The 24527-nt window shown below is 60.3% G+C and carries 25 protein-coding genes; 3 read left to right on the top strand and 22 right to left on the bottom strand.

Features of this window, described 5'->3' with window-relative positions; all coding sequences use genetic code 11:
• Positions 1 to 11: 11 nt before the first annotated feature.
• The 4 genes from I6J26_RS11765 to I6J26_RS11750 all read right to left on the bottom strand — a co-directional run bounded on the left by I6J26_RS11765 (position 12) and on the right by I6J26_RS11750 (position 3737).
• Positions 12 to 812, bottom strand: coding sequence for an electron transfer flavoprotein subunit beta/FixA family protein (locus tag I6J26_RS11765; RefSeq protein ID WP_115021748.1), 801 nt, complete (start codon positions 810 to 812; stop codon positions 12 to 14).
• A 34-nt stretch (positions 813 to 846) separates the two neighbouring features.
• Positions 847 to 1998, bottom strand: coding sequence for a THUMP-like domain-containing protein (locus I6J26_RS11760; protein WP_115021747.1), 1152 nt, complete (start codon positions 1996 to 1998; stop codon positions 847 to 849).
• 33 nt (positions 1999 to 2031) lie between these two features.
• Entirely contained in the window at positions 2032 to 2859 is an 828-nt protein-coding gene (locus I6J26_RS11755) for an NUDIX hydrolase (RefSeq protein WP_115021746.1), read from the bottom strand.
• Positions 2860 to 2924: 65 nt separating this feature from the next.
• Positions 2925 to 3737, bottom strand: a complete 813-nt coding sequence (locus I6J26_RS11750) for an ABC transporter ATP-binding protein (RefSeq protein WP_115024303.1) — start codon at positions 3735 to 3737, stop codon at positions 2925 to 2927.
• Between the two features lie 118 nt (positions 3738 to 3855).
• On the opposite strand from I6J26_RS11750, the gene I6J26_RS11745 reads away from it, so the two are divergent.
• Together I6J26_RS11745 and glgB are read left to right on the top strand one after the other, a co-directional pair.
• On the top strand, positions 3856 to 5862 hold the full coding sequence (locus tag I6J26_RS11745; protein ID WP_115021745.1) for a maltotransferase domain-containing protein: 2007 nt from the start codon (positions 3856 to 3858) through the stop codon (positions 5860 to 5862).
• A 48-nt stretch (positions 5863 to 5910) separates the two neighbouring features.
• A complete protein-coding gene (glgB, locus tag I6J26_RS11740) occupies positions 5911 to 8031 on the top strand; it encodes a 1,4-alpha-glucan branching protein GlgB (protein ID WP_115021744.1) in 2121 nt (706 codons plus the stop codon).
• A 154-nt stretch (positions 8032 to 8185) separates the two neighbouring features.
• Here the strand turns inward: glgB and I6J26_RS11735 are convergent, their stop codons facing one another.
• Together I6J26_RS11735 and I6J26_RS11730 are read right to left on the bottom strand one after the other, a co-directional pair.
• The gene (locus I6J26_RS11735) at positions 8186 to 8578 is read right to left on the bottom strand and encodes a low molecular weight phosphatase family protein (RefSeq protein ID WP_115021743.1); all 393 of its coding nucleotides are present in this window, start codon (positions 8576 to 8578) and stop codon (positions 8186 to 8188) included.
• Positions 8579 to 8600: 22 nt separating this feature from the next.
• Complete coding sequence (locus I6J26_RS11730; RefSeq protein WP_115021742.1) at positions 8601 to 10205, bottom strand: peptide ABC transporter substrate-binding protein; 1605 nt, start codon at positions 10203 to 10205, stop codon at positions 8601 to 8603.
• 147 nt (positions 10206 to 10352) lie between these two features.
• Here I6J26_RS11730 and I6J26_RS11725 point away from each other — a divergent pair, with 147 nt between their 5' ends.
• A complete protein-coding gene (locus I6J26_RS11725) occupies positions 10353 to 11477 on the top strand; it encodes an HNH endonuclease signature motif containing protein (protein ID WP_115021741.1) in 1125 nt (374 codons plus the stop codon).
• 151 nt (positions 11478 to 11628) lie between these two features.
• On the opposite strand, the gene I6J26_RS11720 is transcribed toward I6J26_RS11725, so the two are convergent.
• The 16 genes from I6J26_RS11720 to I6J26_RS11650 all read right to left on the bottom strand — a co-directional run bounded on the left by I6J26_RS11720 (position 11629) and on the right by I6J26_RS11650 (position 24485).
• Complete coding sequence (locus tag I6J26_RS11720; RefSeq protein ID WP_115021740.1) at positions 11629 to 12558, bottom strand: tetratricopeptide repeat protein; 930 nt, start codon at positions 12556 to 12558, stop codon at positions 11629 to 11631.
• Positions 12555 to 12863 carry an MTH1187 family thiamine-binding protein gene (locus tag I6J26_RS11715; protein WP_115021739.1) on the bottom strand — a complete coding sequence of 103 codons (309 nt, stop codon included), beginning with the start codon at positions 12861 to 12863 and terminating at the stop codon, positions 12555 to 12557. Before I6J26_RS11715 ends, I6J26_RS11720 begins: the two co-directional genes overlap by 4 nt.
• Before the next feature lie 10 nt (positions 12864 to 12873).
• Positions 12874 to 13158 carry a hypothetical protein gene (locus I6J26_RS12970; protein ID WP_115021738.1) on the bottom strand — a complete coding sequence of 95 codons (285 nt, stop codon included), beginning with the start codon at positions 13156 to 13158 and terminating at the stop codon, positions 12874 to 12876.
• The gene (nucS, locus tag I6J26_RS11710) at positions 13158 to 13850 is read right to left on the bottom strand and encodes an endonuclease NucS (protein WP_115021737.1); all 693 of its coding nucleotides are present in this window, start codon (positions 13848 to 13850) and stop codon (positions 13158 to 13160) included. Before nucS ends, I6J26_RS12970 begins: the two co-directional genes overlap by 1 nt.
• 24 nt (positions 13851 to 13874) lie before the next feature.
• Positions 13875 to 14351, bottom strand: coding sequence for a DUF2550 domain-containing protein (locus tag I6J26_RS11705; protein WP_115021736.1), 477 nt, complete (start codon positions 14349 to 14351; stop codon positions 13875 to 13877).
• 191 nt (positions 14352 to 14542) lie between these two features.
• Positions 14543 to 14911 (bottom strand): F0F1 ATP synthase subunit epsilon, encoded by a 369-nt coding sequence (locus tag I6J26_RS11700; RefSeq protein WP_115021735.1) that lies wholly within the window; start codon positions 14909 to 14911, stop codon positions 14543 to 14545.
• Between the two features lie 10 nt (positions 14912 to 14921).
• Positions 14922 to 16370, bottom strand: a complete 1449-nt coding sequence (gene atpD, locus I6J26_RS11695) for a F0F1 ATP synthase subunit beta (protein WP_115021734.1) — start codon at positions 16368 to 16370, stop codon at positions 14922 to 14924.
• 3 nt (positions 16371 to 16373) lie between these two features.
• A complete protein-coding gene (locus I6J26_RS11690) occupies positions 16374 to 17357 on the bottom strand; it encodes a F0F1 ATP synthase subunit gamma (protein WP_115021733.1) in 984 nt (327 codons plus the stop codon).
• 56 nt (positions 17358 to 17413) lie between these two features.
• A complete protein-coding gene (atpA, locus tag I6J26_RS11685; RefSeq protein WP_039674995.1) occupies positions 17414 to 19054 on the bottom strand; it encodes a F0F1 ATP synthase subunit alpha in 1641 nt (546 codons plus the stop codon).
• Between the two features lie 60 nt (positions 19055 to 19114).
• Positions 19115 to 19930, bottom strand: coding sequence for a F0F1 ATP synthase subunit delta (locus tag I6J26_RS11680; protein WP_115021732.1), 816 nt, complete (start codon positions 19928 to 19930; stop codon positions 19115 to 19117).
• Between the two features lie 6 nt (positions 19931 to 19936).
• Positions 19937 to 20509 (bottom strand): F0F1 ATP synthase subunit B, encoded by a 573-nt coding sequence (locus tag I6J26_RS11675; RefSeq protein ID WP_115021731.1) that lies wholly within the window; start codon positions 20507 to 20509, stop codon positions 19937 to 19939.
• 44 nt (positions 20510 to 20553) lie between these two features.
• Positions 20554 to 20796: an ATP synthase F0 subunit C gene (locus tag I6J26_RS11670; RefSeq protein WP_042530472.1), complete on the bottom strand. Its 243-nt coding sequence runs from the start codon at positions 20794 to 20796 to the stop codon at positions 20554 to 20556.
• A 104-nt stretch (positions 20797 to 20900) separates the two neighbouring features.
• Positions 20901 to 21713 (bottom strand): F0F1 ATP synthase subunit A, encoded by an 813-nt coding sequence (atpB, locus tag I6J26_RS11665; protein WP_115021730.1) that lies wholly within the window; start codon positions 21711 to 21713, stop codon positions 20901 to 20903.
• A 458-nt stretch (positions 21714 to 22171) separates the two neighbouring features.
• Positions 22172 to 22606 carry a hypothetical protein gene (locus I6J26_RS11660; RefSeq protein ID WP_070672487.1) on the bottom strand — a complete coding sequence of 145 codons (435 nt, stop codon included), beginning with the start codon at positions 22604 to 22606 and terminating at the stop codon, positions 22172 to 22174.
• A 16-nt stretch (positions 22607 to 22622) separates the two neighbouring features.
• Positions 22623 to 23798, bottom strand: a complete 1176-nt coding sequence (locus I6J26_RS11655; protein WP_115021729.1) for an MraY family glycosyltransferase — start codon at positions 23796 to 23798, stop codon at positions 22623 to 22625.
• Between the two features lie 12 nt (positions 23799 to 23810).
• Positions 23811 to 24485, bottom strand: coding sequence for an L-threonylcarbamoyladenylate synthase (locus I6J26_RS11650; protein ID WP_115021728.1), 675 nt, complete (start codon positions 24483 to 24485; stop codon positions 23811 to 23813).
• Positions 24486 to 24527: the final 42 nt, after the last annotated feature.

Here is a 24527-nt window from a genome sequence, read left to right as displayed (position 1 = left end):
TCTTTTCTCCTTTAACCCTCGATGAGATTCTTGGCGGCCAAGAAGTCTGCGACCTTGGCGGCAGCCACGGCCGGATCTGGGTCGGTGATGACCTCACCGGCGGTACGGGCCGGGCGCTGCGCAGAGGCGGTGACCGTGGTGGTGGACGGCACGCCATCAATGCCGAGGTCCGCCACGGCGAGGGTGGTGACCTCAGCCTTCTTGGCGGCCATCAGGCCCTTGAAGTTGGGGAAACGCGGCTTATCGGCCTTGTCGGTAAAGGACAGGATGGCCGGAAGATTGGCCTCAAGCTCCCAGTGGCCGTGGGCATCCTCGCGAGTGCCGGTGGCGGTAGCACCGGCCAGGGAGGCGGCCTTGAGCTCCGTGAGCGCGGGCAGCTGGCGGTACTCAGCTAGCAGGCCAGCGATAAGCCCAGTGGAGGCGTCGGAGGAGTTGTTGCCCAAGGTGATGACCTGGACCTCGCCGAACTTTTCCGCCACTTGGTTGATGGCGGCATTAAGAACCCAGGCGGTAGCCAGGGCATCGGCGCCAGCGAGGGCGTCGTCGACCACGTGCACGGCGTGGTCCGCGCCCATGGCCAGGGCCTTGCGCAGGGCTTCATCGGCAGCGGCCGGGCCCATGGTGAGGGCTACAACCTCATAGCCGGCATCGGCGTTGTCGTCACGCAGGCGCAGTGCCTGTTCGACGGAGTACTCGTTAACCTCATCGATGACGTTATCCACCGAGGTGCGGTCCAAGGTGTGGTCCGCCTCGAGGGTCTTCGTTGACCACGTATCCGGTACGTGCTTAACCAGAGCCACAATGACTGGCATGTGGGCACTTCCCCTTCCGTAAATTTTGAAACTATTAGGGTGCGTAATTACCTTCGGTCGATACTACTCGCGGTCCGCACAGCACCGCGACTCCCTTGGCCCCAATGCGGGTGACCACGAGCGTCTTGGCCGTCGAGCCCTTGAGCTTGAGCTTCTTGCGCAGCTGGTCCGGGTCCACATCTTGCCCGCGTACCAAGATCTCCAGGGAGCCCACATCGTGTGCGGCCATGGCCGCCTTGAGCTTCCTCATGGGCACCATCTCGATGAATTCAAATCCCGAGGTGCCCTCCGGCAGGCGCTCACCGGTCAGGTAGGCAATGCGCGGGTCCAGCTGGTGCAGCCCTTCCCGCGCGGCGTAGTATCGCACCAGCCCGGCGCGCACGATGGCGCCGTCGGGGTCGATGAGGAAGCGCCCGATGGGCCCGGCCTCGGGTAGCTCGTCTTCGTCGAGGTCATCCTCGATGATGTCTGTGTGCAGTCCTTCGGGCGTTGCGTTGAGGATGACCGCTCTCTTCCCTGTTCCAAGTCCCCGCGTATATAGGCAGGTCTCTTTGACCCCGCCGTCGAGGCTGGCCACGCAGGCTAGACCTTCCCATTCGGAGTGGTCGATGCCGGGCGCGCATTTGATAGCGAGTTCACCGTGGCTATCGAGCAGGTCCTGCGGTGGTGGCAGCAGCTCATCGAGGCGGGTGATGCGTTTTCCACCTTGGCGGCGGGCGGGGTCGGCGATGCAGACCCGGGCGGTGGTTGTGGTGGTGAGCGCATCGGCGCGAAAGACTGGGTGCTCAATGTTGTGTTGCGCCATGGCCACGCGTGAGGCGTCGAGGTCGCTGCCCACATATGTGCCGGGCGCATAGGCCTGCCCCTCTGTGCCGATGGAGCAGGTGAGGTCGTGGACGAGGTCGACGCCGCGTGCTTTAAGGAACTGCGCGCGGTACTCAGCGACTGCCGGCGCCGTGGCCTGTTGTGCGGAATCGTGGTCCATGAGCCAATCCTGTGGCAGCTTGCCGGAACGCCGGGCTTTCAGCAGTTCGGCCACGGCGCGCCCATAGTCCCCAAACTGGGCCTGGAGCTTGGCGACGTCCCTCAGATGCCCCTTCTTCGTCCCCTCCAGGTTTGTTGCGGCGGCGTCGATGACGGATGCGTTCTCACTAAGGAAGGAAACTTCGTCCAGGGTGTAGCTCATGGTGCGTTCTTAAGGATTGTTCTCAAAGCCGGTCTAGATACGGTTGACGGGAAAGGTGGTGAAGAATTCGCGGTAGCGCTCATCGTCTTCGGGGTCACCGATGATGGGGCGCAGGTCGGAGAAAGAGGCGTCATCCATGACCTCCTGCACGCTGCGGTAGGAAGCTAGGCGCTTGAGCTGCGCCCAGGTGGGGATGGCGAGGCGAACGAGCCCGGCGCGCCAGCCGTCGAGGACGAGCTGTGGGTCGAACCATCCGGCATCGTCGGCCTCACCAGTATCGCCATCGGGTTCTTGGCCTTCTGGCAACACGCCAATGAAGAAGAAGGTGTCGAACCACTGGTTTTTGACTTCCCCGGCCCAGCGCGACCACGGCAGGAGCATGTCGGCATCGACGCGCATTCCGTTGTGGGAGAGGAACTCTGTAAACGAGATGGCGTGAGTCTCCAGCAGCTCGCGTTCGCGGTGATAGCGGGAGGCGTCGGAGACGATGCCGTCGTCCCGGATGGCCAGCAGTGTTCCGGATTCTTCGAAGAGCTCGCGTGCGGCGGCGAAGACAAGGGCATGGGCTTTGTACTTCGTCACGCCCATGCGCCGCGCCATAGAGACTACCGAGCGTCCCGCCCACAACTCGCCGGAATCCCAGGAGCGGGGCGGGAAATCGCGGGGGTCTACTCCACCGCCGGGAAAGACCACGTGCCCGGGGTAATTGCGCATGGTGTGGACGCGTTCTTGGATCCACACCTGGATGCCGTCGGGGCTATCGCGCAGCAGGAGGACGGTTGCGGCCAAGCGCGCGCCGTTGAAGCCGGTGGTGTCCCCACTATCGATGGCATCCAGGGCGTCGTGATCGGGCTGGCTCATGCAACTTTCCGTGTTATTGATATCGCGCACGCGCTATCAAGGGCTGCTGTCAAGGGCTTGGTGGGCTATCGAATACGGCGGGCGAAGTACCTCTCCCCAATTCGGTCCACCTGGATAGGCTGGTGGAAGGCCGTGGAGAGGTTCTCCGATGTGAGCACCGTATTGATGAGTCCTTTGGCCACGACTCTACCCTCATCCAGGATCATCGCATGCGTAAACCCGTAAGGGATTTCCTCGACGTGGTGAGTAATCATGACGATGGCAGGGGCATCCGGGTCTAGGGCCAAGTCACCCAGGTAACCCACGAGGTCCTCGCGGCCACCGAGGTCCATGCCGGCGGAAGGTTCATCCAGGATGAGCAGTTCCGGGTTGGACATGAGCGCGCGGGCTAAGATGACGCGCTTTTTCTCACCTTCAGACAGCGTGCCCCACGTGCGCTTGGCCAGGTGGGAAGCACCGACCTGAGCCAAGATGTCATCGGCACGGGAGAAGTCCATATCCTGGTAGTCCTCGCGCCAGCGGCCCAGGACGGCATAGCCGGCGGACACCACGAGGTCATCGACGCGTTCGCCATCGGGAATGCGGTGCTGCACGGCGGATGAGGAAATGCCGATGGCCGCGCGGAGATCGCGCATATCGGTCTTGCCGATTCGCTCGCCCATGAGGTAGGCCACGCCGGCAGACGGGAATTCCTCGGCAGCGGCCATGCGCACGAGCGAGGTCTTGCCCGCACCATTGGGTCCGATGATGACCCACCGCTCATCGAGCTCGACCTGCCAGTCAACGGGGCCAACGAGGGTATTGCCGCCGCGGCGCAGCTCGACGCCGCGGAAGTCGATGAGCCAGTCCTCATCGGTGGGCTGGTTCTCTAGGTTCATATCGCCAGTTTGCTCAGGAGTGTTCACAGTCCCCCATTGTGGCCGATATTTTCCGTCCCCGGTGTAACTGACACAGTCTTCCCCGGTGAAACTGGCACAGCTGCATTATTCTATGGGCATGACTCAACGCCTTGGTATCGACGATGTCCGCCCTTCTCTTTCTGGAAACGTAGCCTCGAAAGCCGTAGTCGGCGAGGTTATCCCCGTCACCGCATTGGTATGGCGCGAGGGCCATGACGCCGTTGCCGCAACCCTGTCGGTATGGAACACCGAATCCCCCTCCACCTCCTCCGTCACGATGACGGTGGATCCGGACAACCAGGATCGCGTCCATGGTGTCTTTACCCCTGCTACCCCGGGCCGCTGGTTCTTCCGCGTCGATGCCTGGTCTGATCCCATGGCCACGTGGCGCAATGCCGTCACCAAGAAGATGGAAGCCGGCCAATCGGCACGCGAACTCAACAACGATCTTCTTCACGGCGCGGAGCTCTTCGAAGAAGCCGCACTTCAAAGCCCGAGCGAGAAAGCTGAGCTGCTGTTTAAGGCATCGAAGGCGCTGCGGGACGAGCAGGGGGACGTCGATAAGCGCGTGCGTACCGCGCTTTCTGATGAGGTCGCTGAGATTCTGCACCACCACCCACTGCGCCACCTCCTCGTGGAAGGTGACATCCACGAAGTCTTGGTGGATCGCCGCGATGCGCTGTTTAACTCTTGGTATGAACTCTTCCCGCGCTCCACGGGTGGGTGGGACGCCGAGGGTAACCCGGTGCACGGTACTTTTGAGACCACCGCGCAGGCACTAGAACGCGTGGCGGCCATGGGCTTTGACACCGTGTACTTTCCGCCGATTCACCCCATTGGCAAGGTGCACCGCAAGGGCAAGAACAACTCCGTTGTGGCTGAGCCCGGTGATGTTGGCTCGCCGTGGGCCATCCAGGATCACTCCACGACCCACCCGGAGCTGGGCACGATGGAGGATTTCAAAGCCTTGGTGAAGAAGGCCGAGGACTTGGGCCTCGAAGTCGCCCTCGACCTGGCACTCCAGGCCTCCCCAGATCATCCGTGGGCCGAGAGCAATCCGGAATTTTTCACCGTGCTTGCCGACGGCACCATTGCCTACGCCGAAAACCCACCCAAGAAGTACCAGGACATCTACCCGCTGAACTTCGATAACGACCCGGACGCCATCTACGCGGAGATTTATCGCATCGTCATGATTTGGGTCGAAGCCGGTGTCACCACCTTCCGCGTGGACAACCCACATACCAAGCCCACCAACTTCTGGAACTGGCTTATTTCCAAGGTGCATGTGACCCACCCAGAGGTCATCTTCCTGTCTGAGGCCTTTACCCGCGCCCCGCGCCTCTTCGGTCTGGCTAAGGCCGGCTTTACGCAGTCCTACACCTACTTCACGTGGCAGACCTCCAAATATGATCTGACGAAGTTGGCACAGATGCACGTGGAACAGGCCGATATTTGCCGCCCCAACCTCTTTGTCAACACCCCGGATATCCTCCACGAGTCCCTCCAGACCGGCGGGCGTGCCATGTTCGCCATCCGCGCCACCCTGGCGGCTACGCTCTCCCCGCTATGGGGTGTCTACTCCGGCTTCGAGCTCTACGAGCACCAAGCCGTGAAGCCTGGCAGTGAGGAGTACCTCGATTCGGAGAAGTACGAGCTGCGCCCGCGCGATTTCCAGGCAGCCGTGAAATCCGGCGACTCCCTGGAATCCTATATCCGCCTGCTCAACCTCATCCGCCGAGAGAATCCTGCCCTGCAGCAGCTGCGTACGCTGCGCTTCCACAACACGGATAACGAGGCCATCATCGCCTACTCCAAGGCGGATGCCGCGACCGGCAACGTGGTCTTGGTCGTGGTGAATCTCGATCCGCGCAATGCGCAGGAGGCGACGGTCTACCTGGATCTGCCGGCCGTGGGCCGCCACCCGGGGGATCACTTCACCGTCCAGGATGCTATTAGTGGCTCGGCCTACGAGTGGTCCGACCGCAACTTTGTGCGCCTCGAGCCGCTTCGCGACGTCGCCCATGTCTTCATCCTTCCCCCTGCCGACCATGACCTGCAGGAGCAGCTGGCCTGGCGCCGCGTGGAGGACTACCGCGCCTAGTTATCTTTTGGCCCGCGCGGGTGACGAGAGTTAGGTAATTTGGTCATTATGAACATCCCGGCCACCGATCGTGAACGTCTCAATTCCTGCCGCCACCATGCTCCCCATGATTTTTATGGGTGGCATCAAGGAACCGTCCGCACCCGCCGCCCCGGTGCCGAAGCCGTCGAGCTCGTCACCGCGACGGAGACCATCGCCATGACCCCGGTCGGCGATGACATCTGGGAGGCGCCGCTGGCGGTTGAATCCGACTACCGCCTGCGCATTACCTACCCAGGCCAGCCCGCTGTTGAGGTGGCCGATGGCTACCACTTCCTGCCCACCTTGGGGACCTTGGACCAGCACCTCATTGGTGAGGGCCGCCATGAGCGCCTGTGGGACGTGCTCGGCGCCAATCTGAAGACCTACACCACCGACATGGGTACGGTCACCGGTACTGCTTTTGCCGTGTGGGCCCCGAATGCGGAAGGTGTTGCCGTTGTCGGTGACTTCTGCGGCTGGAACCCTACCCAATTCCCCATGCGTAGCCTGGGCTCCACCGGTATCTGGGAGGTCTTTATCCCGGGCGTCGGTGAAGGCGAGCGCTATAAGTTCGCCGTACATGGCAAGAATTCGCCGCGCATCGATAAGGCCGATCCCCTGGCCAAGCGCACCATTGCCCCGCCGGAGACCGCCTCCGTAGTGGCTCGCTCCACCTTCGAGTGGAGCGATGACGACTGGATGTCGCAGCGCAACGATGACCTCGATGTGCCGATGAGCATCTACGAGCTGCACGTCGGCTCCTGGAAGATCGGCGCCAACTACAACAGCCTCCGCGAGGAACTCATCCCCTATCTTCTCGAGCACGGCTTTACCCACGTGGAAATGCTGCCCGTGGCCGAGCACCCCTTCGGCGGTTCCTGGGGATACCAGGTGTCGGGCTACTTCGCTCCGTCTGCCCGCTGGGGCTCCCCGGATGAACTCCGTGCGCTCATCAATGACCTGCACACGGCCGGCATCGGCGTCATCATCGACTGGGTCCCCGCCCACTTCCCCAAGGATGAATGGGCACTCGGCCGCTTCGACGGCCAGGCGCTGTACGAGCACCCCGACCCACGCCGCGGCGAGCAGGCAGACTGGGGCACCTACGTCTTCGACTTCGGCCGCAACGAGGTCCGCAACTTCCTCGTGGCCAATGCGCTTTACTGGGCGGAGGAATTCCACATCGACGGCCTGCGTGTCGACGCGGTAGCTTCCATGCTCTATTTGGACTACTCCCGCGACGAATGGCTGCCCAACATCTACGGCGGCCGCGAAAACCTTGAGGCAGTCCAATTCCTCCAGGAAACTAATGCCACCCTCCACCGAACCCACCCGGGCGTGCTCACCATTGCGGAGGAATCCACCTCCTGGCCAGGTGTTACCGCGCCGACTCACGAAGGCGGCCTCGGCTTTAACCTGAAGTGGAACATGGGCTGGATGAACGACACCCTGGAGTACTTCAAGCACGAGCCCATCCACCGCCGCTACCACCACGGCGAGCTGACATTCTCTATGGTCTATGCCTACTCCGAGCGCTACGTGCTGCCGTTTAGCCACGATGAGGTCGTCCACGGCAAGGGCTCCCTGTGGGAGCGCATGCCGGGCGATGATTGGAACAAGGCGGCCGGCCTGCGTGCCCTCTATGGCTACATGTTCTCCCATCCCGGCAAGCAGTTGATGTTTATGGGCCAGGAGTTCGGTCAGACCACCGAGTGGTCTGAGGGCAACTCCGTGGACTGGTCCAACCTAGAAGGCTGGGGCAACGAATGGCACCACGGCATCAAGCGCCTCGTGCGAGATCTCAACATCGTGTACAAGCAGCACCCGGCCCTGTGGACGCAGGATTTCACTCAGGACGGGTTCCAGTGGGTCAAGGCGGATGACTCCAACAACAACATGTTGGGCTATGTCCGCTACGGCAAGGACGGCTCCGTCCTTCTCGCGGTGTGTAACTTCTCCGGCAGCTCGGTGCCGAACTATGACCTCTGGGTGCCGCGCGATGGCGAGTGGGAGCTAGTCATCAACACAGACGACGCCGTCTACCAAGGTGCTGGCAACGACCTTGCCCACCATGTCCACTCGGAAGGCAACCACCTCCACCTGCACCTACCGGCTAATTCGGTGCAGTGGTATGCCTTCCGCGGCTAAGCTGAGTGGCCTAGCGCCGAGCCTGGCTCGGCGCGTGCTCACGCTCATCGCAAGCAAGGCCTGAGAGACACAACTGCCCGATCTGCCAAAGATCACCGCTGGGATCGAATTCCAGCCCCTACTTTTGGCAGATCAGGCAGTTTCAGTTTCAGTCCTACGCGTGAGCATCAAGGAAAGCTCTTACGCGAGCATCAATGTCATCGCGAAGCGCATCCATGCGCTCCTCGCCCTCCATGCCGCGCAGGGACGGATCTTCAATCTCCCAGCGCTCGCAGTTGCCGGCGTAGTGCGCATCGCCGACGACGATGACGTGGTCGACGGAGGAGGCTAGGGATTCGTCGATAAGCGTCGGCGTTCCCGACATATCGGCACCAATCTTGGCCAGTGAGGCCTGTGCCTCGGCATTCACGCCCTGCTCGCGGTGCTGTTCAGTGGTCTTTACTCCTGCAGAGTGAATCTCCCAATCGGGCGCGTGCTTTTTGGCTAGAGCGGCAGCCATCTGAGACTTGCCACGGTTGGTGTTGCAGAGAAAAAGTACGGAGGTCATACCCCCGTACTGTAGTCGAAGTTTACTGAACGGTTTTCTCAATCTCGTAGTAGACCGGCAGGGACTTCCAGTTGAAGGTCACGTTGCTCACATTCTCTGACCAGCCGCCGACGACGTTCGGGTAGAAGAGCGGAATGGCAGGAAGGTCTCGCAGGAGCAGCTCCTGGGCCTGGTTATACAGCTTGGCGGCTTCCTCCGGGGAATTAGCGCCATTGGCTTTGACGATGAGCTCATCGAACTCCGGGTTGGAGTATTTCGAGTCATTGGAGGCCACACCCGTGGTGAAGTTCGGGCCCAGGAAGTTACCCATCGACGGGTAATCCGCGAACCATGCGGTACGGTAAGCGCCGTCCATGCGCTCAGCGCGGTAGGCCTCACGGAAGGACTTGAAGTCCGGATAAGGGTTACCCACGGCTCGGATACCCAAAGTGTTGCTGATGCTATTGGCCACGGCATCGGCCCAGTCCTTGTTATCGCCATCGGTGTTGTAGTTGATGGGGAAGGTGTCTTCAAAGGTGCCGTACTTCTTGTCGGCCTCGGCCCACAGCTTCTTGGCTTCCTCGGGGTTGAAGTCTAGGTTCTCTGAGCCCGGCAGGCTGTCGCTATAGCCGGTGAGCACTGGCGACGTGAACTCGCGGGCCGGCGTACGAGTGCCGTGGAATATGGTCTTCGCGATCTCCTCGCGGTTGATAGCCATCGACACCGCGCGTCGACGTAGAGCGCCCTCTTCCCCACTAAAGTGCGGGGTGTCCACGTGAATGGACATCTCTAGGTAGGTAGCAGCCGGCTTCGTTTCCTGGCGCTCGCCCAAGTCCTGCTCGTAGTTGCCGAATGCCGAGGACGGGATTGCCTCCAGCACATCGAGATTATTGGAGAGCAGGTCCATGTAGGAGGCACCGCTGTCGGCGTAGAAGACGAACTCGAGGCCATCGTTCTTCGGCGTGCGATCCCCGCCGTACTCTGGGTTCGGCTCCAGAACAATGTTCTGGTTGTGGTTCCATTCCTTGAACCGGTACGGGCCATTGGAAACCGGGTTCTCACCAAAGCCCTGCGGATCGTCGAGGGCTTCCGGCGGCAGCGGGAAGTAGGCGTTATAGCCTAGGCGCGACGGGAAGTCACTCTCCGGCTGGGTCAGTTCGATGGTGAAGGTGCGGTCATCGAGGACCTTGAGGCCCTCCATCTCCTTCACACCTTCGCCGTAGCCTTTGATGGAGGAGAAGAAGCTCTCGTTAAGCTGCTCGTTCGCCACCGCATAATTCCACGTATCGACGAATGTCGCGGCCGTAACCGGCGTGCCGTCAGAGAAGGTGATGTCCGGCTTAAGGGTGACCTTGTAGGTCTTCTCCCCTTCTTTGTCGATGGACTCCGCCATCTCATTGTGGACCTCACCGTCAGCGTCGTAATAGATGAGGCCGGAGTAAAGCATATCGACGACGCGCCCGCCGCCGTTCTCATTCGTCATAGCGGGGATAAGCCCCTGCTGGGGCTCGGTACCGGGGACGCGGACGATGGCATCGCCACCGGCAGCCGCCTCGGTAGAGCTTCCGCCGCACGCGGCCAGTGGCACAGTGAGTGCCACTGCGCCCAACAGTGCGGTAGCGGTTCGGAGAGTGCGAGATGTGCGCATGAGATTCCTTCTGTCAGAGAAACACTGAGATGTGTGTTACAACACTTTTTAGAATGTAGCATTACTCAATTCACACCCGAGGAGCTTTGGGAAACTTTTCGCTGCTCCGGTTGCGGGGTTGGTGGGCCTGTTTTAGTCTCTGTGGCCATGGGGGTATTAGAAACCTACTTCCACTACCGCAACTCGGGGATCGCGCTAGTGGAACAAGCATCCAGCTCACCCGACGAACTGCGCGCGCTCGGCGCCGACCCAGCCGACGCCACCGAGCTTTCCCACCTGCACCGCATCTACTTCGGGCACACCCGCTTCACCGGCAAACAACGCAAAGCACGCGCCGCCGCGATGGCACACAAACATAGCCTTAGCATTCTCACCCTGATCGAGTCCTACACCGCCAAAGTCAAAAAAGACCTCGACGCCTGGAACCTACGCATCAAGCTTGCCGGAACGCCTGCCCACAAAATCCGCCAGGTTGCCACCACCCGCCTAAAAGAACTTCAGTCCAAGCGCACCGCCAAACCCGGAGTACGCTTCACCTACCGCGCACACGGCCCGAACTCCATCACCATCACCGACACCCCCACCGTCATCGCCGACATCAGAGGCACCCTAGAATCCGTCAACAAAACAAACCTGCTTGATGCTGCCCGCACCATCATTGTCACCGGCGGCATTGGCACCAAACCCGCCGTACACGCTCAAGTCGTTGTCACCCTGGATGAATTTGACCGCATTATCAACGGTGATGGGGAGGAAATAGAACTTAACCTCACCAACGGCGCGCGCATGAGCGGGGCAGACTTTTTGGCCTACAAGTTTGCTGAGATTGGCTACGCCACCATCATCCACCCTTTAGAGGGGCCCATTAACTCTTATAGGATTCAGCGGCATGCCAGCTGGAAACAACGCATCAGCCTGGCTGCTGAATTCCAAACCTGCTCACGCGACGGCTGCAACAAACCAGCTGATTACTGCGAAGTCCACCACCTCATCCCCTGGCAGGCAGGAGGTTTTACCAACCTTAAAAACCTCACCTTCCTGTGCGCCTACCACAACGGAATTAACGACGATGACCCCAAACGCCCCACCGGGCGCGGCTACATGTTCCGGCTAAACACCGGGGTGAGCTACATCCCGCCCTGGGGTGTGCCAATTACCGCCATGCCCGAATACCAAGAAGCAATAGCAAGACTCGCCGCCGAACAAACAGGACAACCACCCGACCCGCCGCCAGGAACAAGCCAGCCGGCCGACCCACCGGGTGCAGGCTAACCGCCTGCACGCACGCGCCCGCGCCTAAACCCGCCAACCACACCACGGTCAGCGGGCACATCGGCGATCCCGCAGCTAGCGGAGGCAAGCGACGAGACGACGAAACCCGCCAACCAGAAACGGTTAACGGGCCAGACAGCGAGACTAGGTACTAATACAGCGCACTAGCGAGCTGCGTGCGGGCCGCGAGTACGCGCGGATCACCAGAATCATAGAGGGCAAACAGCTCGAGCAGACGGTCCTTCAGACGGGCCTTGTCGTCGCCGGCGGTGACCTTCATGGCGTCGATAAGCCGGCTAAAGGCAACGTCCGGAGTGCCGGCAACAATGTGGGCATCAGCGGCCGCGAGCTGCTTATCCACGTCCTGCGGATTCTCCGCAGCTTCCGCAATGGGATCGCCGTCCTTCGCGGATGCTTTGAGGCGCTTGAGCACCACGGTGGTGGCACGCGCCTGCTTGATTTCGGCATTGTCAGGCTCGGCGGCAAGCACCTCATCGTAAGCAGCAATAGCGGCGTCGAAATCGCCAGCATTCAGGGCGTCCTCTGCCACGAGCAGGCGCGGGTCGGATGCTTCCTCCGTTTGGGGCTGCTCAGCACCAGTATCCTGCAGGCCGCGCAGCTGAGGGCCGAGCTTCTCGACGATCGCCGCTACCCACTGCTCCAGGTTCTCTCGGGGCTGGCTACCTTCAAAGTTGGTGACCGGCTGGCCGGCGGCAATCGCCACGGTGGTGGGCAGGTTCTGTACACCAAAGACCTGCGCGACCTGCGGCACCACATCGGCGTTGATGTAGCCCACGATGAACTTTAAGCCGCCGGCCGCGGCCATCTCCTCGAAGTCCTTCTTCAACTGCTCCGAGGCTGGGGAACGCGGGGAACCGATAAGCGCGATGACGGGTACCTCAGCGGAGCGACGCACGAGGTCATTCTCGAAGTTCTGTTCTGTGACCTCAAAGAAGGGCTGCACACCTGTCGGGGAAGGTGCACCGGCTCGACCGCCCTGCTCCTGCGCTTTCGCCTTGGCCTCTGCCTGCTGTTTAATGGCTCCCAAATCGAGGGCGCCGCCAACGTACGGTCCGGTCACTGATTTTCCTCCAAGTAACGGTTAACGGATTCTACTTTCTGGGTTATCTGCCCGGTGACGCCTTCGCGAATATCGGCCTTAATGACCAGGCTCGTGCGCGGAGAGACTGCACGGACAGCGTCGGTGGCCTCCTTAATCACCGCAAAGACTTCGTCCCACTCACCTTCGATGAGGGTGAACATCGCATTGGTCTCGTTGGGTAGGCCGGAAGCACGGACCACGCGCACGGCCTCCGCCACGGCGTCAGACATCTCGGCGCTCTCATCACCCACGATGGTCGGGGCTACAGAAAAGGCAACAATCATGCCCGCTAGTCTACCGCCGCTCCCAACAGTGGCGGTGCCAGTGCCTGCGGTCATCGCCTTGTCTGCCGCTATCGCGCGGCCAGGCCACAATGTGCGCTACCCCGGGCGGGATGTTCTGGTTGCAGCTGGGGCATACGTAGAACTTCTTCGCCGCCGAACTGCCGATGTGCCGCATAATGAAAGGTTCCCCATGCGTCCAACTCGGCCCCGGAACGGTCTGCGAGCCGAGCAACGCGCTGCCATCCCGCGGCAAGAAGCGGGGCTCCTCCCGGATTCTTCGGTTTCGGCGTGGCATTAGAACAGCCGCAGCTCGTTGGACTCGATTCCGCGCAGTTCCTGGTAATCGAGCACCACGCAGCGAATGCCGCGGTCTTCAGCCAAGGTGCGGGCTTGCGGCTTGATTTCCTGTGCCGCAAACACACCATGGACTGGCGCCAGAAGGTCATCGCGGTTAAGCAAATCGAGGTAACGCGTAAGTTGCTCGACGCCATCGATACCACCGCGGCGCTTGACTTCGACGGCCACGAACTCATTCTGAGAGTTCTTCGCCATAATGTCCACTGGGCCAATCGCCGTGGGATACTCGCGACGGACAAGCGAGTACTTCTCCCCTAGCGTTTCGATGTGTTCCGCCAGAAGCTCTTGCAGGTGTGCTTCGACACCGTCCTTGACCAAGCCTGGGTCTTCGCCCAAGTCCATCTCGATGTCCTGGTGCACCTCTGCGATGGTGATACGAAGCTGTTCGCCTTTAGGGTTCTCCACCAGCCACAGTTTCTCGCCGGTGTCGTCGCCATCGATATCCGTAATCTCCGATTCCTCAAAGGTGCACGGAGGAGTCATCCAGTTCAAGGGCTTGTAGGCACGGTCATCCGCATGCACAGACACCGAACCATCGGCCTTAATAAGGATGAGGCGGTCCGCCAAGGGCAGGTGGGCATCGAGGCGGCCGACGTAATCTACTGAGCAACGGGCGATGACTACACGCATGCACTCTACCCTAACGGGTGGGGTCTATTTCTTTGGAAAGCGGGTGGCACGCTGGCGCATCTGGTGATAGTTCAGCTTCTCTTTCCGCTTCGACGGTGCTGCTTCCACCCAGGCATTTAGGGCCATGATGCCTTGCGCATCGGAGGCAATCTCATAGTCCTTGCCATGGACGCTGATCCCCATAACCTGGTCGCTAGCGGGCATAAAAGAAGCCTCGTCATCATCCAGCGAACGGATTCCGTTCAAGGTGATGTCGAGGCGATTGAACCGCATATTGGCGCGGGGAAGAACGGAGCGAAGCTTAAAGTACTCCATATATTCGCCGTTGTAGCGCACCAGCCCATGACGCCACGAATGGGAATCTTTGGCCGGCAGAACGCGCAGGAGCACCGTGGTGCCGCGCGAGCGCAGCGTAAAAAAGCGCACTGCGGCAAGGATGATGACAGCCAGAATAATCAGGAGAAGGACGAAGAGTAGCCCCTGCAGCACCTGAGAATTCATGACAAACAGTCCTTTACGGCAATGCGATATGTTTCAACGATTGTACCGCCTAGCAACATTGCAATGCCAGTTTGTGTGGGTATGGCAAACCCCCTGTACCTCCTAGTGGAAAGAGGTACAGGGGGTTCTTTTCAAGCCAGAGTGGGAAGGGCGGTCATTGCTGCCCGTTCTCTCCCCTCTCCGCTAATCCGTTAGCTGTTGAAGCGGCGCACGGCGCGCAATGCAGCTTCACCGCGGGACCTCGTCAACTCATCCTCAGACTTCAGGTCTTCCTGAGCCTGGGTCTCATCGACCTCGCGGGCCCAGATGGCCCAATCTGCGAGGACGGTGATTTTGTTCTCGGATACGGAGAGGAAGCCACCCTGGACGGCAGCGACGCGGCGCTCGCCGTCCGCTGGGTGGATGGTCACAACGCCATTGTTGATCAGCTGACCAACCATAGGCTCGTGGCCAGGAAGCACGCCGATCTCACCCTCGGTGGTCTCAGCCGTCACCATGGTGGCCTTGCCGGTCCACAGCAGGCGCTCGACGGAAACCAATTCGGCGGTGATGTCAGCCATGTGCCTCTCCCTACTTCTTCTCGCTCAGCTTCTTGTACGCAGCCTCGACGTCGTCCAAGCCACCCAAGCCGTTGAAAGCCTGCTCCGGGTAGTGGTCGAATTCGCCGTTGCAGATGCGCTCGAAAGCGTCGATCGTGTCAGACAGCGGCACGTAGGAGCCCGGCAGACCGGTGAACTTCTCTGCGACGAAGAAGTTCTGGCCCAGGAAGCGCTCGATACGACGTGCTCGCTGAACGGTAACCTTGTCCTCCTCAGACAGCTCGTCCATACCGAGGATGGCGATGATGTCCTGGAGCTCCTTGTTCTTCTGCAGGATACCGATGACACGCTGTGCTACCTCGTAGTGGCGCTCGCCCACGATGGACGGCTCCAGAATACGGGAGGTAGAGGTCAGCGGGTTCACTGCCGGGTAAATACCCTTAGAAGCAATGGAACGATCCAGCTCGGTGGTGGCATCGAGGTGGGCGAAGGTGGTGGCCGGAGCCGGGTCGGTGTAGTCATCGGCCGGCACGTAGACGGCCTGCAGGGAGGTAATGGACTTACCCTTGGTGGAGGTAATACGCTCCTGCAGCACACCCATCTCATCAGCCAAGGTCGGCTGGTAACCCACGGCAGACGGCATACGGCCGAGCAGCGTGGACACCTCAGAACCTGCCTGGGTGAAACGGAAGATGTTGTCGATGAACAGCAGCACGTCCTGGTTCTGGACATCGCGGAAGTACTCCGCCATGGTCAGACCGGACAGAGCCACGCGCATACGGACTCCCGGCGGCTCATCCATCTGGCCGAACACGAGGGCGGTGTCCTGGAGAACGCCCATCTCTTCCATCTCGAGGAAGAGGTCGGTGCCCTCACGGGTACGCTCGCCGACGCCGGCGAAGACGGAGGTACCGGAGAACTCGCGTGCGATACGAGTAATCATCTCCTGGATAAGAACGGTCTTGCCCACACCGGCACCACCAAAGAGGCCAATCTTGCCGCCCTTGACGTACGGGGTGAGAAGGTCAATGACCTTAATGCCGGTCTCGAGGATCTCGGTCTTACCTTCCAGCTGGTCGAATGCCGGCGGCTCGCGGTGGATGCCCCACTGCTCGCCATCGCGGCCCAGCCCCGGCTGGTCAAGGCAGTCACCGAGGGCGTTGAAGACGTGGCCCTTGACCACATCGCCCACCGGGACGGAAATCGGCTTGCCGGTGTCGGTCACGGCAGCGCCACGGACGAGGCCGTCGGTCGGAGCCATGGACACGGCACGGACGAGGTTGTCACCGAGGTGCTGAGCGACCTCAAGGGTGACGGTCTTTGCAACAGCCTCGAGGGTCACCTCGACGGTCAGTGCGTTGTACAGTGCCGGCAGCCCGCCACGCGGAAACTCCACGTCGACGACCGGACCGATGACACGCACCACACGGCCGGCGGTAGCCGACGACTGTGTGTTCTGCTCTTGCAGAGCTGTAGTCATAATCTAGTCACTTTCTGCGCTTTCGGCGAGCGCCCCAGCGCCACCGACGATCTCTGTGATTTCTTGGGTAATCTGCGCCTGACGTGCCTGGTTGGCCACGCGAGAGAGGTCCTTGACCAGCTCGGTCGCGTTATCAGTTGCAGACTTCATTGCGGTACGGCGTGCGGCGGACTCGGAGGCTGAAGCCTCCAAGAACATCGCAAACAGGAGACGGGACACGTACTGCGGGAGCAGTGCTTCCATGAGGGTGTCCGCATCCGGCTCGAAGTCGTAATCAGGGGTGACCTGATTGGCCGACGAGGCGTCGGAAAGCGCGGACTCACCCATGTTGAAGTCCTCTTCCTCAATAACCGGTACCACCGGCAGCAGCTGCTGCACACGCGCCGTCTGGGTCAGCATGGACTCAAACTCGGTGTACACGACGTGTACCTGGTCGAAACCGCGAACGGTCTCGCCCTCGAGGTTGATTCCCGCACGGGTCTTCGCCTGGCCCTTCGAACCGGCAATGAAGCCGTCGATGATGTGGCGGCGCACGTCATGCGTCGCCTTCCAGGTCGGATCCTGCGAGAATCCGGTCCAGCTGCCTGCGACCTCGGCTTCACGGAACTTGTAGAAGCCAACGCCCTTGTTACCCGTGACGTAGCGGACGGTCTCGTAACCTTCGCTCTTCAGCAAAGCCTCGAGTTCGGCCGCCTTCTTGAAGACGTTGTTGTTGTAGCCGCCGCACATACCGCGGTCAGAGGAGACCACGAGGATTGCGGCAACCTTGCCATCTTCACGCTCACGGAGCATCGGGTGATCCAGGGATGTGTGTGCGGCGAGCTTGTTCAACACGTTGGACAGCTCGTGCGCATAAGGCTGCGACGCCTCTACCCTGGCCTGAGCCTTGGTAATGCGCGAGGTAGCAATGAGCTCCTGTGCCTTGGTGATCTTCTTAGTGGAATTGACGGACCTGATGCGGTCGCGCAGTTCACGAAGATTAGCCATGGTTTTCGCTCCTCCCTTCTCTTTCTAGACGGTTGATTCTTAGAGCGTGCGAAACTCTACTTGGCCGTCTTGCGGGAGACGCTGAGCTCGGACTTGTTGATCTCCTCAGCGTCGAGCGGATCCACCGGAGCCTCAGTGCCGAGGTTATGGCCCTCAGAGGTGCGGAAGGACGGAGTGAAGTCCTTGGCTGCTGCAACAAGTGCATCCTTAGACTCGTCGGTCAGAGCGGTGCCGCCCTGAATCTGCTCGAACACCTGCGGGGTTGCAGAGTTGAGGTGATCGTGCAGCTCCTTCTCGAAGCGACGTACGTCCTCGACGGGAACGACGTCGAAGATGCCCTGGTCGGCGAGGAAGATGGAAACCATCTGGTACTCGACAGGCTGCGGGGAGGACTCGGACTGCTTGAGCAGCTCAACGAGGCGCTCACCGCGCTCCAGCTGAGCCTTGGAAGCAGAGTCGAGGTCGGACGCAAAGGCCGCGAAGGCCTGCAGGTCACGGTAGGCAGCCAGCTCCAGACGGAGGTTACCGGCAACCTTCTTCATGCCCTTGGTCTGTGCGGCACCACCAACACGGGAGACGGACACACCGACGTTAATAGCCGGACGGACGCCCTGGTTGAACAGGTCGGACTCCAGGAAGACCTGGCCGTCGGTAATAGAAATAACGTTGGTCGGAATGAAGGCGGAGACGTCGTTCGCCTTCGTCTCGATGATCGGCAGTGCGGTCATGGAACCTGCACCCATGTCGTCGGAGAGCTTTGCAGCACGCTCCAGCAGACGGGAGTGGAGGTAGAAGACGTCACCCGGGTATGCCTCACGGCCCGGTGGACGACGCAGCAGAAGGGAAATCGCACGGTAGGCCTCAGCCTGCTTGGTCAGATCATCGTAAATGATCAGGACGTGGTTGCCCTGGTACATCCAGTGCTGACCCAGAGCTGCACCGGAGAACGGTGCCAGCCACTTGAAGCCGGCAGCGTCGGATGCCGGAGCCGCCACGATGGTGGTGTACTCCAGGGCGCCGTGCTGCTCCAGGGTGTGGCGCACACCAGCAATGGTGGAGCCCTTCTGGCCGATGGCGACGTAGATGCAGCGGACCTGCTTGTTCTTGTCGCCAGACTCCCAGTTAGCCTTCTGGTTCAGGATGGTGTCGATACAGACGGCGGTCTTACCCGTCTTACGGTCACCAATGATCAACTGACGCTGACCACGACCAATCGGGGTCATGGCGTCAATTGCCTTGATGCCGGTCTGCATCGGCTCTTCCACCGGCTGACGCTGCAGCACGGACGGTGCCTGCAGCTCGAGGACGCGGTCCTCTTCAGCGGTGATCGGGCCCATGCCGTCAATCGGCTGGCCCAGTGGGTTGATAACGCGGCCGAGGAATTCCTCGCCCACAGGGATGGAGAGGACTTCGCCGGTCCTCTTGACCTCGTCGCCTTCCTTAAGGGACTCGAAGTTGCCCAAGACCACGACACCGATGGAGTTGGTGTCAAGGTTCTGAGCGACGCCGATAACGCCGCCTGGGAACTCGAGCAGCTCATTCGCCATGACGGACGGCAGGCCCGAAACCTGCGCAATACCGTCAGCTGCCGAAATGACCACGCCGACCTCCTCACGGGAGGCCTCCGCGGAGTAGCTCGAGGTGTAGTTCGCAATCGCGCTACGGATCTCGTCGGAGGAGATCGTCAGCTCCGCCATGTTCTTCCTGCTCTCGGTAGTATCTTCCAGCAATTACTTAATCGTTTCTGTCGTTTCGGCTTATGCCATCACAGCACGAAGACGGGAAATCTTGCCTGCCGTCGAACCATCAATGACTTCGTCGCCAACGCGGATGGTCATACCACCGAGGAGGCTGGTGTCAACCTCAGAGTGGATGGACATCGCACGACCATAAATTTTGCCCAGCTTTTCAGCGAGTGCTGCCCGCTGGCTATCGTTTAGCTCACCCGCCGACGTCACGCGCGCAATGGAGCGGCCCTGCAGCTCGGCTGCGGAGTCTGCCAGTGCGGCAATATCATCAATCGGGTTCTGCTCCGGGCGGCCAATGGCCTGCAGCGCGAGCGCTTCAGTGACCATGGTGACCTTGCCGTAGAGCACGCTTGCCAGCAGTCCAACCTTGCGGTCGGACGTCGCAGTACGGTCTGAAAGCAGCTGGGTCAGTTCGCCTTCGCGGTCCAGCACGCGCGACAGGGAGAAGAGCTCGTCTTCAACCTGGCCCAGCTTGCCCTCGGACTCAGCGCCACGCAGAAGAGCGCGGCGGCCAAGCTTCACGAGGCCGCGGGCGATATCACGCGGGGAGGACCACTGTGCGGCGGCGGCTTCCTCGAGCACCTGCTGTGCTACCGGGGAAATCTTGCCGCCGAAAAGCTTCTGGACCAGGGACTTACGCTCCTCAGAGGAGACCGCATCATCGGTCAGGGCAACGCGCAGTTCGCGGTCACCGTCGAGGACGCGGACAACTTCGAAGAGGTCCTGGCCTGCCTGGGTAGCAGTAGCTACCGAGTTGTCACCGGAAAGAAAACCATCCAGTTTGGACTCAACGGTAGCGAGTGCTTCGCGGCTAGCTGCCTTCATAGTTGCCTACTTTCCGGCCGGTGCCACAGTGTCGAGCTCGGACAGGAAGCTATCAATGGTGGAGGACTGCTTCGTGGCGTCGGAAAGTTCGCCGCCGAGAAGCTTCTCTGCCAAGTTGATGGAGTTCTGTCCGATGTCGGAACGCAGCTCAGACACGACCTGTGCGCGGGAAGCTTCCAGCTGCTTCTCGCCAGCGGCAAGAATGCGACGAGACTCTTCTTCTGCAGCTTCCTTAGCCTCTGCCTCGATCAGCTTGCCGCGCTCACGCGCCTGCTCACGGATCTCAGCAGCCTCTGCTCGAGCGTCAGCGAGCTGAGCGTTGTACTTTTCCAAAGCGGCCTTTGCTTCGGCCTGCTGAGCCTCCGCACGCTTAAGGCCACCCTCGATCCGGTCTTCACGCTCCTGCAACATCTTGCTGTATGCCGGAAGAACAAACTTCCAGAAAATCAGCAGGATGACGGCGAACGGAATGAGAGACCAGACCAAGTCGTACATCTTGGGCAGAAGGATGGAGTTGCCGCTCTCCAGCGGCAGGTGCTCACTTCCTTCCGCTGCAAGGTAGTAAATGACGTTGTTCATGGGGCTCCGTTCTTAAAGTTCGATTTACTTGTGTAAAGCGCTCTTTAGAACAGGAAGCCTGCAACGAGGCCGATGAGGGCGAGGGCCTCAACGAAGGCGATACCCAGGAACATGGTGGTACGCAGCTGACCAGCCATCTCCGGCTGGCGGGCCATGCCCTCGACGGTCTTGCCGACGAGGATACCGATGCCCAGACCCGGGCCGATGGTTGCGATGCCGTAGCCGATGGCGCCGAGGCCCTTGAGGGTGGACTCAGCAGCGTCCTGAGCAAGAATGATTTCGTTCATGATGAAAGTCGTTCCCTTTCAAAGTTTCTCCCGCGGGCTAGTCCGCGGGGGCAGTGAGGATGGATTCTGGGGATATTTAGTTAACCGCGAGGTTCGCGTTGTTGTTAGTGCGAGTCTGCATGCAGCGACAATTCGATGTATACCGCCGTCAGCAGGGCAAAGATGTATGCCTGCAGGAAGATGACGATAATCTCGTAGATCGTGAACAGAACCGCTGCGACCAGCGTCAGGCCACTCAATGCAGTCCAGGCGTTGAACTGGAAGAAAAAGAAGTTCGTTGCCGAGTACAACAGGACCAAAATGAGGTGACCAGCCAGGAAGTTCGCCATAAGACGAAGTGCCAGCGTGACTGGGCGCATAACGAACGTAGAGAATGCCTCAATCGGCACAACAAGAACGTGCAGCATCGGCGGAAGGTTAGGAATAACCACCGAGGACTTGACAAACTTGCCGAAACCGAAGCGCTTCGCGCCGGCATAGATCATGGCGATGTACGCCACGATGGCCAACACGATCGGCATACCAATACGGGCGTTCGGAGAGATGTTCAGGCCCGGAACAATAGTTGCTACGTTCCAGAACAAAACGCCGAAGAAGATAGAGGCCAAAATCGGAAGGAAACGGCGCCCTTCCTTCTTGCCCAAGATGTCTTCTGCGATGTGAATTCGCACGAAGTCAATCGCGTGCTCGCCTACGTTCTGCAATCCTTTAGGAACCAACTTGGGCTTCTTAAAGGCGACAACAAAAAGGAGCACCAAAATGGCTGCCATGAACAGGCGAACCAGCATGATGCGATCCAAAGCGAACCAACCGTTGGCGAAGTCAGCAAACAAAAGGTCGACGACTTCACCGTCATCGGTTACGTGCCCCGGGAAAAATTCTGGATCCAGTTCGGGTGCGTGAAAGCTACCCTTCATGGCCAATGTTGTAACGCTCAGCGTTCTCTCCCGTGTTCGGGCCACACAGCTTGTCGAAGGCTATGTGGTGCGATGGACGTCTTCAGCTCTTTGCCTTGCTCACGGACTCCGTCGCACATCAGCGTGAACAAGACAAGGATAAACCGCACTGTATCGGGCTAGCATGACACTAACCCGCGGTAACCCGAAGTGAATGGTATCAGTTTGATGACAAGTTTTCGCACGTGGGGGCACCGTGCCTCAAGCAACTCGCTACCCCACCCTCACGGATAGACCTAAAACGCCCGCATTCTGCCAAAACCCCAGTCAGTGGACTTGGTCACATACCCCTGTTTTCCCACCTCGACGGGGGTAACTACGGGTGCCCGCAGTGCCACACAAACAAATGCAAAAGCCAGCCTCCTGGGGGATCCAGTAAGGGCGGTGAACATGGTGGTCGGGACAATTGTCCCGCTGTGCTAGGACACGTACGTCACGTTGGAGGTCACGACTCCCCATACCTCAGTTCCAAGGGTGACCGCCAGCGCACAGATAACGGTAACGAAAAGCGCCATGGTGTCGTAGAACTCCAAGTCCTTAATCAGCAGCAGGACCATGATGAGGATGACCACCTTGAGCAGCCAACCGCCAAGGACCACGGCCATGGTCGTAGATGGCGTCGTGCGTGCAGTCAACAGCACCGAGGCTGCCGTGAAAAGCACGAAGCCACCGCCGATGGCTGCGCCGACCAGCACGCCCAGAAGACCCGGCGTGCCACGGACACCGCCCCAAATAGCGAGGGAAGCAATGGTCACCACCACGAGGCCCATCGCCCCGAGGCGCAGTGCGCGTTTCAGCGGGCGGCGGTGATCATCGTACGGCGATAGCTGGTCAGAGCTCGTTGATTCAGTCACAGCCCCTTACCCTACCTCAGGAGGGATCCGTTTCGAGCACCACGCTCGTCGGACGAGACTTACGCCCAATCTTGCCCTGGCGCAGCGGAATGAGGGTCACAACAAAGGCGCCAACGAGGGCAAGCACGGCTAGTGCCACCGCAACGGGCGCGGGAACGATGGAAAAAGACACCGCGCCAAACGCCACCGCTGAGACCCACAAGTACAGCACGAGTACCGTCCGGCGGTGCGTATGCCCCAACGACAGCAAGCGGTGATGGATATGCGCCTTGTCCGCCGCGAAAGGCGAGCGCCCTTGGGAAACGCGGCGAATAACGGCCCAGACAAGGTCCAGGACTGGAATAAAGACCGCTGCGATGACCACAATCAGCGGTGACATGAGCGCTACCATGTCCACCGTTCCATACAGTGACATGTTGATTTTGCCTGAAGCTGAGGTGGATGCAGCCGCCAGCAGCAAGCCGATGAGCATCGCGCCGCTATCGCCCATAAAGATGCGTGAGGGCTCGAAGTTATGCGGCAAGAAGCCGGCGCACACTCCCACGAGCGCGGCAGCAATGATCGCCGGCGGGTACGCCGACACTGCCCCACCTTGGTCATGGAGCACTGTGAGCGAAAAGATGAGGATAGCGCCACCAGCAATCATGCCGAGGCCAGCGGCCAAACCGTCCAGGCCGTCAACGAAGTTGATGGCGTTGATGAGAAGCACTGTAAAGAACACAGTCAAGAGTGTGCTCTGGACTTGGTCGAGGATGACCGTAGTTCCATCACCAAACGGCAGAAAGAGCAACGTCCACGTCAGGCCCAAACCGCTCATGAGCGCAGCGGCGACCAGTTGGCCCACAAGTTTAACTATCGCACTCAGCTCTATCAGGTCATCAACCACTCCGACTAGCACAATGGCCGCAGCCGACCAGAGCACAGCGTTCATCTCCGGGGTTACGGGCATAAAGCCGCGAGTCAAGGCTGGAAGCTGGCCCGCCAGATAGACTGCCGTGGCAAAGCCGGTAAACATGGCCACGCCGCCCAACTGCGGAGTAGGTTGCGAGTGGCTATCGCGCAGGCGAATCTCCGCTACTCGGCCCGTGCGCACGAGAAAAGTACGCACCAGACCGGTGCTGAGATACGTAAATGCAGCCGCGACGAAGATGACCAAGGCCAATTCGCGCAGCGGCACGCCTGTTCCTGCCACGGTGCGCGCTCCTTAGTTCTGTGCCGTCGGGCGCGTGCGCAGGGATTCTGGGGTCACGCCAATAACGTCAGCGATCTCTTCAGCCGTCAATGCTCCCTCGCGCAGCAGATATGGGTGCGGGCCGGAAAGATCGATGATGGTCGAAGGCTTGCCAATCTCTGCTTCCCCACCATCGAGGTAGACCGTTACGGCTTTGCCCAGCTGCTGCTTGGCAGCGATGGCGGTCGTCGGTGGCTGGTGGCCGGAGATATTCGCTGAGGAGACAGCCATGGGGCCGACCTCGCGCAACAGCTCAATGGCGATGGGGTGAAGCGGCATACGCAGCATCACCGTGCCACGCGTATCCCCCAGGTTCCAGGGCAGCGACGGAGCCTGTTCGACGACGATCGACAGCCCTCCCGGCCAGAACGCCTCGATGAGGTTCTGGGCGGTGTCATCCAACCGTGCCACGAGGCCCTTGACGGTATCCCACGAGCCCACCAGCACCGGTACCGGCATATCGGGCCCGCGATGTTTGGTGGCGAGGAGACTGGCCACAGCGTCATTATCGAAGGCATCACAGCCCAGCCCGTAAAGGGTATCGGTAGGCATGACCACGAGACGCCCAGACTTAGCGGCCTTGACTGCAAGCTCCATGCCTTCTTTGCGCTCGGCTGCATCCGCGCAGTTAAAAATCTGTCCCTGCATCGGTGTGATTCTCCTTTATGCCACGCTCATGTAGCGTCGGCT

Source organism: Corynebacterium minutissimum (genome assembly GCF_016889765.1).
In the GTDB taxonomy this organism is placed as follows: domain Bacteria; phylum Actinomycetota; class Actinomycetes; order Mycobacteriales; family Mycobacteriaceae; genus Corynebacterium; species Corynebacterium minutissimum_B.
Note: the sequence above shows the minus strand (reverse complement) of the source record. Positions and strands in the feature narration are given on the sequence as shown.

Bases quoted from the DNA above. Each gene is read 5' to 3' on its own strand.
- glgB (WP_115021744.1), top strand. From the start codon at position 5,911: ATGAACATCCCGGCCACCGATCGTGAACGTCTCAATTCCTGCCGCCAC.
- I6J26_RS11745 (WP_115021745.1), top strand. From the start codon at position 3,856: ATGACTCAACGCCTTGGTATCGACGATGTCCGCCCTTCTCTTTCTGGA.
- I6J26_RS11755 (WP_115021746.1), bottom strand. From the start codon at position 2,859: ATGAGCCAGCCCGATCACGACGCCCTGGATGCCATCGATAGTGGGGAC.
- I6J26_RS11735 (WP_115021743.1), bottom strand. From the start codon at position 8,578: ATGACCTCCGTACTTTTTCTCTGCAACACCAACCGTGGCAAGTCTCAG.
- atpB (WP_115021730.1), bottom strand. From the start codon at position 21,713: ATGAAGGGTAGCTTTCACGCACCCGAACTGGATCCAGAATTTTTCCCG.
- I6J26_RS11675 (WP_115021731.1), bottom strand. From the start codon at position 20,509: ATGAACAACGTCATTTACTACCTTGCAGCGGAAGGAAGTGAGCACCTG.
- atpA (WP_039674995.1), bottom strand. From the start codon at position 19,054: ATGGCGGAGCTGACGATCTCCTCCGACGAGATCCGTAGCGCGATTGCG.
- I6J26_RS11750 (WP_115024303.1), bottom strand. From the start codon at position 3,737: ATGAACCTAGAGAACCAGCCCACCGATGAGGACTGGCTCATCGACTTC.
- I6J26_RS11725 (WP_115021741.1), top strand. From the start codon at position 10,353: ATGGGGGTATTAGAAACCTACTTCCACTACCGCAACTCGGGGATCGCG.
- I6J26_RS11690 (WP_115021733.1), bottom strand. From the start codon at position 17,357: ATGGCTAATCTTCGTGAACTGCGCGACCGCATCAGGTCCGTCAATTCC.
- I6J26_RS11650 (WP_115021728.1), bottom strand. From the start codon at position 24,485: ATGCAGGGACAGATTTTTAACTGCGCGGATGCAGCCGAGCGCAAAGAA.
- I6J26_RS12970 (WP_115021738.1), bottom strand. From the start codon at position 13,158: ATGCCACGCCGAAACCGAAGAATCCGGGAGGAGCCCCGCTTCTTGCCG.
- I6J26_RS11760 (WP_115021747.1), bottom strand. From the start codon at position 1,998: ATGAGCTACACCCTGGACGAAGTTTCCTTCCTTAGTGAGAACGCATCC.
- I6J26_RS11715 (WP_115021739.1), bottom strand. From the start codon at position 12,863: ATGATTGTTGCCTTTTCTGTAGCCCCGACCATCGTGGGTGATGAGAGC.
- I6J26_RS11700 (WP_115021735.1), bottom strand. From the start codon at position 14,911: ATGGCTGACATCACCGCCGAATTGGTTTCCGTCGAGCGCCTGCTGTGG.
- I6J26_RS11680 (WP_115021732.1), bottom strand. From the start codon at position 19,930: ATGAAGGCAGCTAGCCGCGAAGCACTCGCTACCGTTGAGTCCAAACTG.
- I6J26_RS11730 (WP_115021742.1), bottom strand. From the start codon at position 10,205: ATGCGCACATCTCGCACTCTCCGAACCGCTACCGCACTGTTGGGCGCA.
- I6J26_RS11765 (WP_115021748.1), bottom strand. From the start codon at position 812: ATGCCAGTCATTGTGGCTCTGGTTAAGCACGTACCGGATACGTGGTCA.
- I6J26_RS11705 (WP_115021736.1), bottom strand. From the start codon at position 14,351: ATGAATTCTCAGGTGCTGCAGGGGCTACTCTTCGTCCTTCTCCTGATT.
- nucS (WP_115021737.1), bottom strand. From the start codon at position 13,850: ATGCGTGTAGTCATCGCCCGTTGCTCAGTAGATTACGTCGGCCGCCTC.
- I6J26_RS11670 (WP_042530472.1), bottom strand. From the start codon at position 20,796: ATGAACGAAATCATTCTTGCTCAGGACGCTGCTGAGTCCACCCTCAAG.
- atpD (WP_115021734.1), bottom strand. From the start codon at position 16,370: ATGACTACAGCTCTGCAAGAGCAGAACACACAGTCGTCGGCTACCGCC.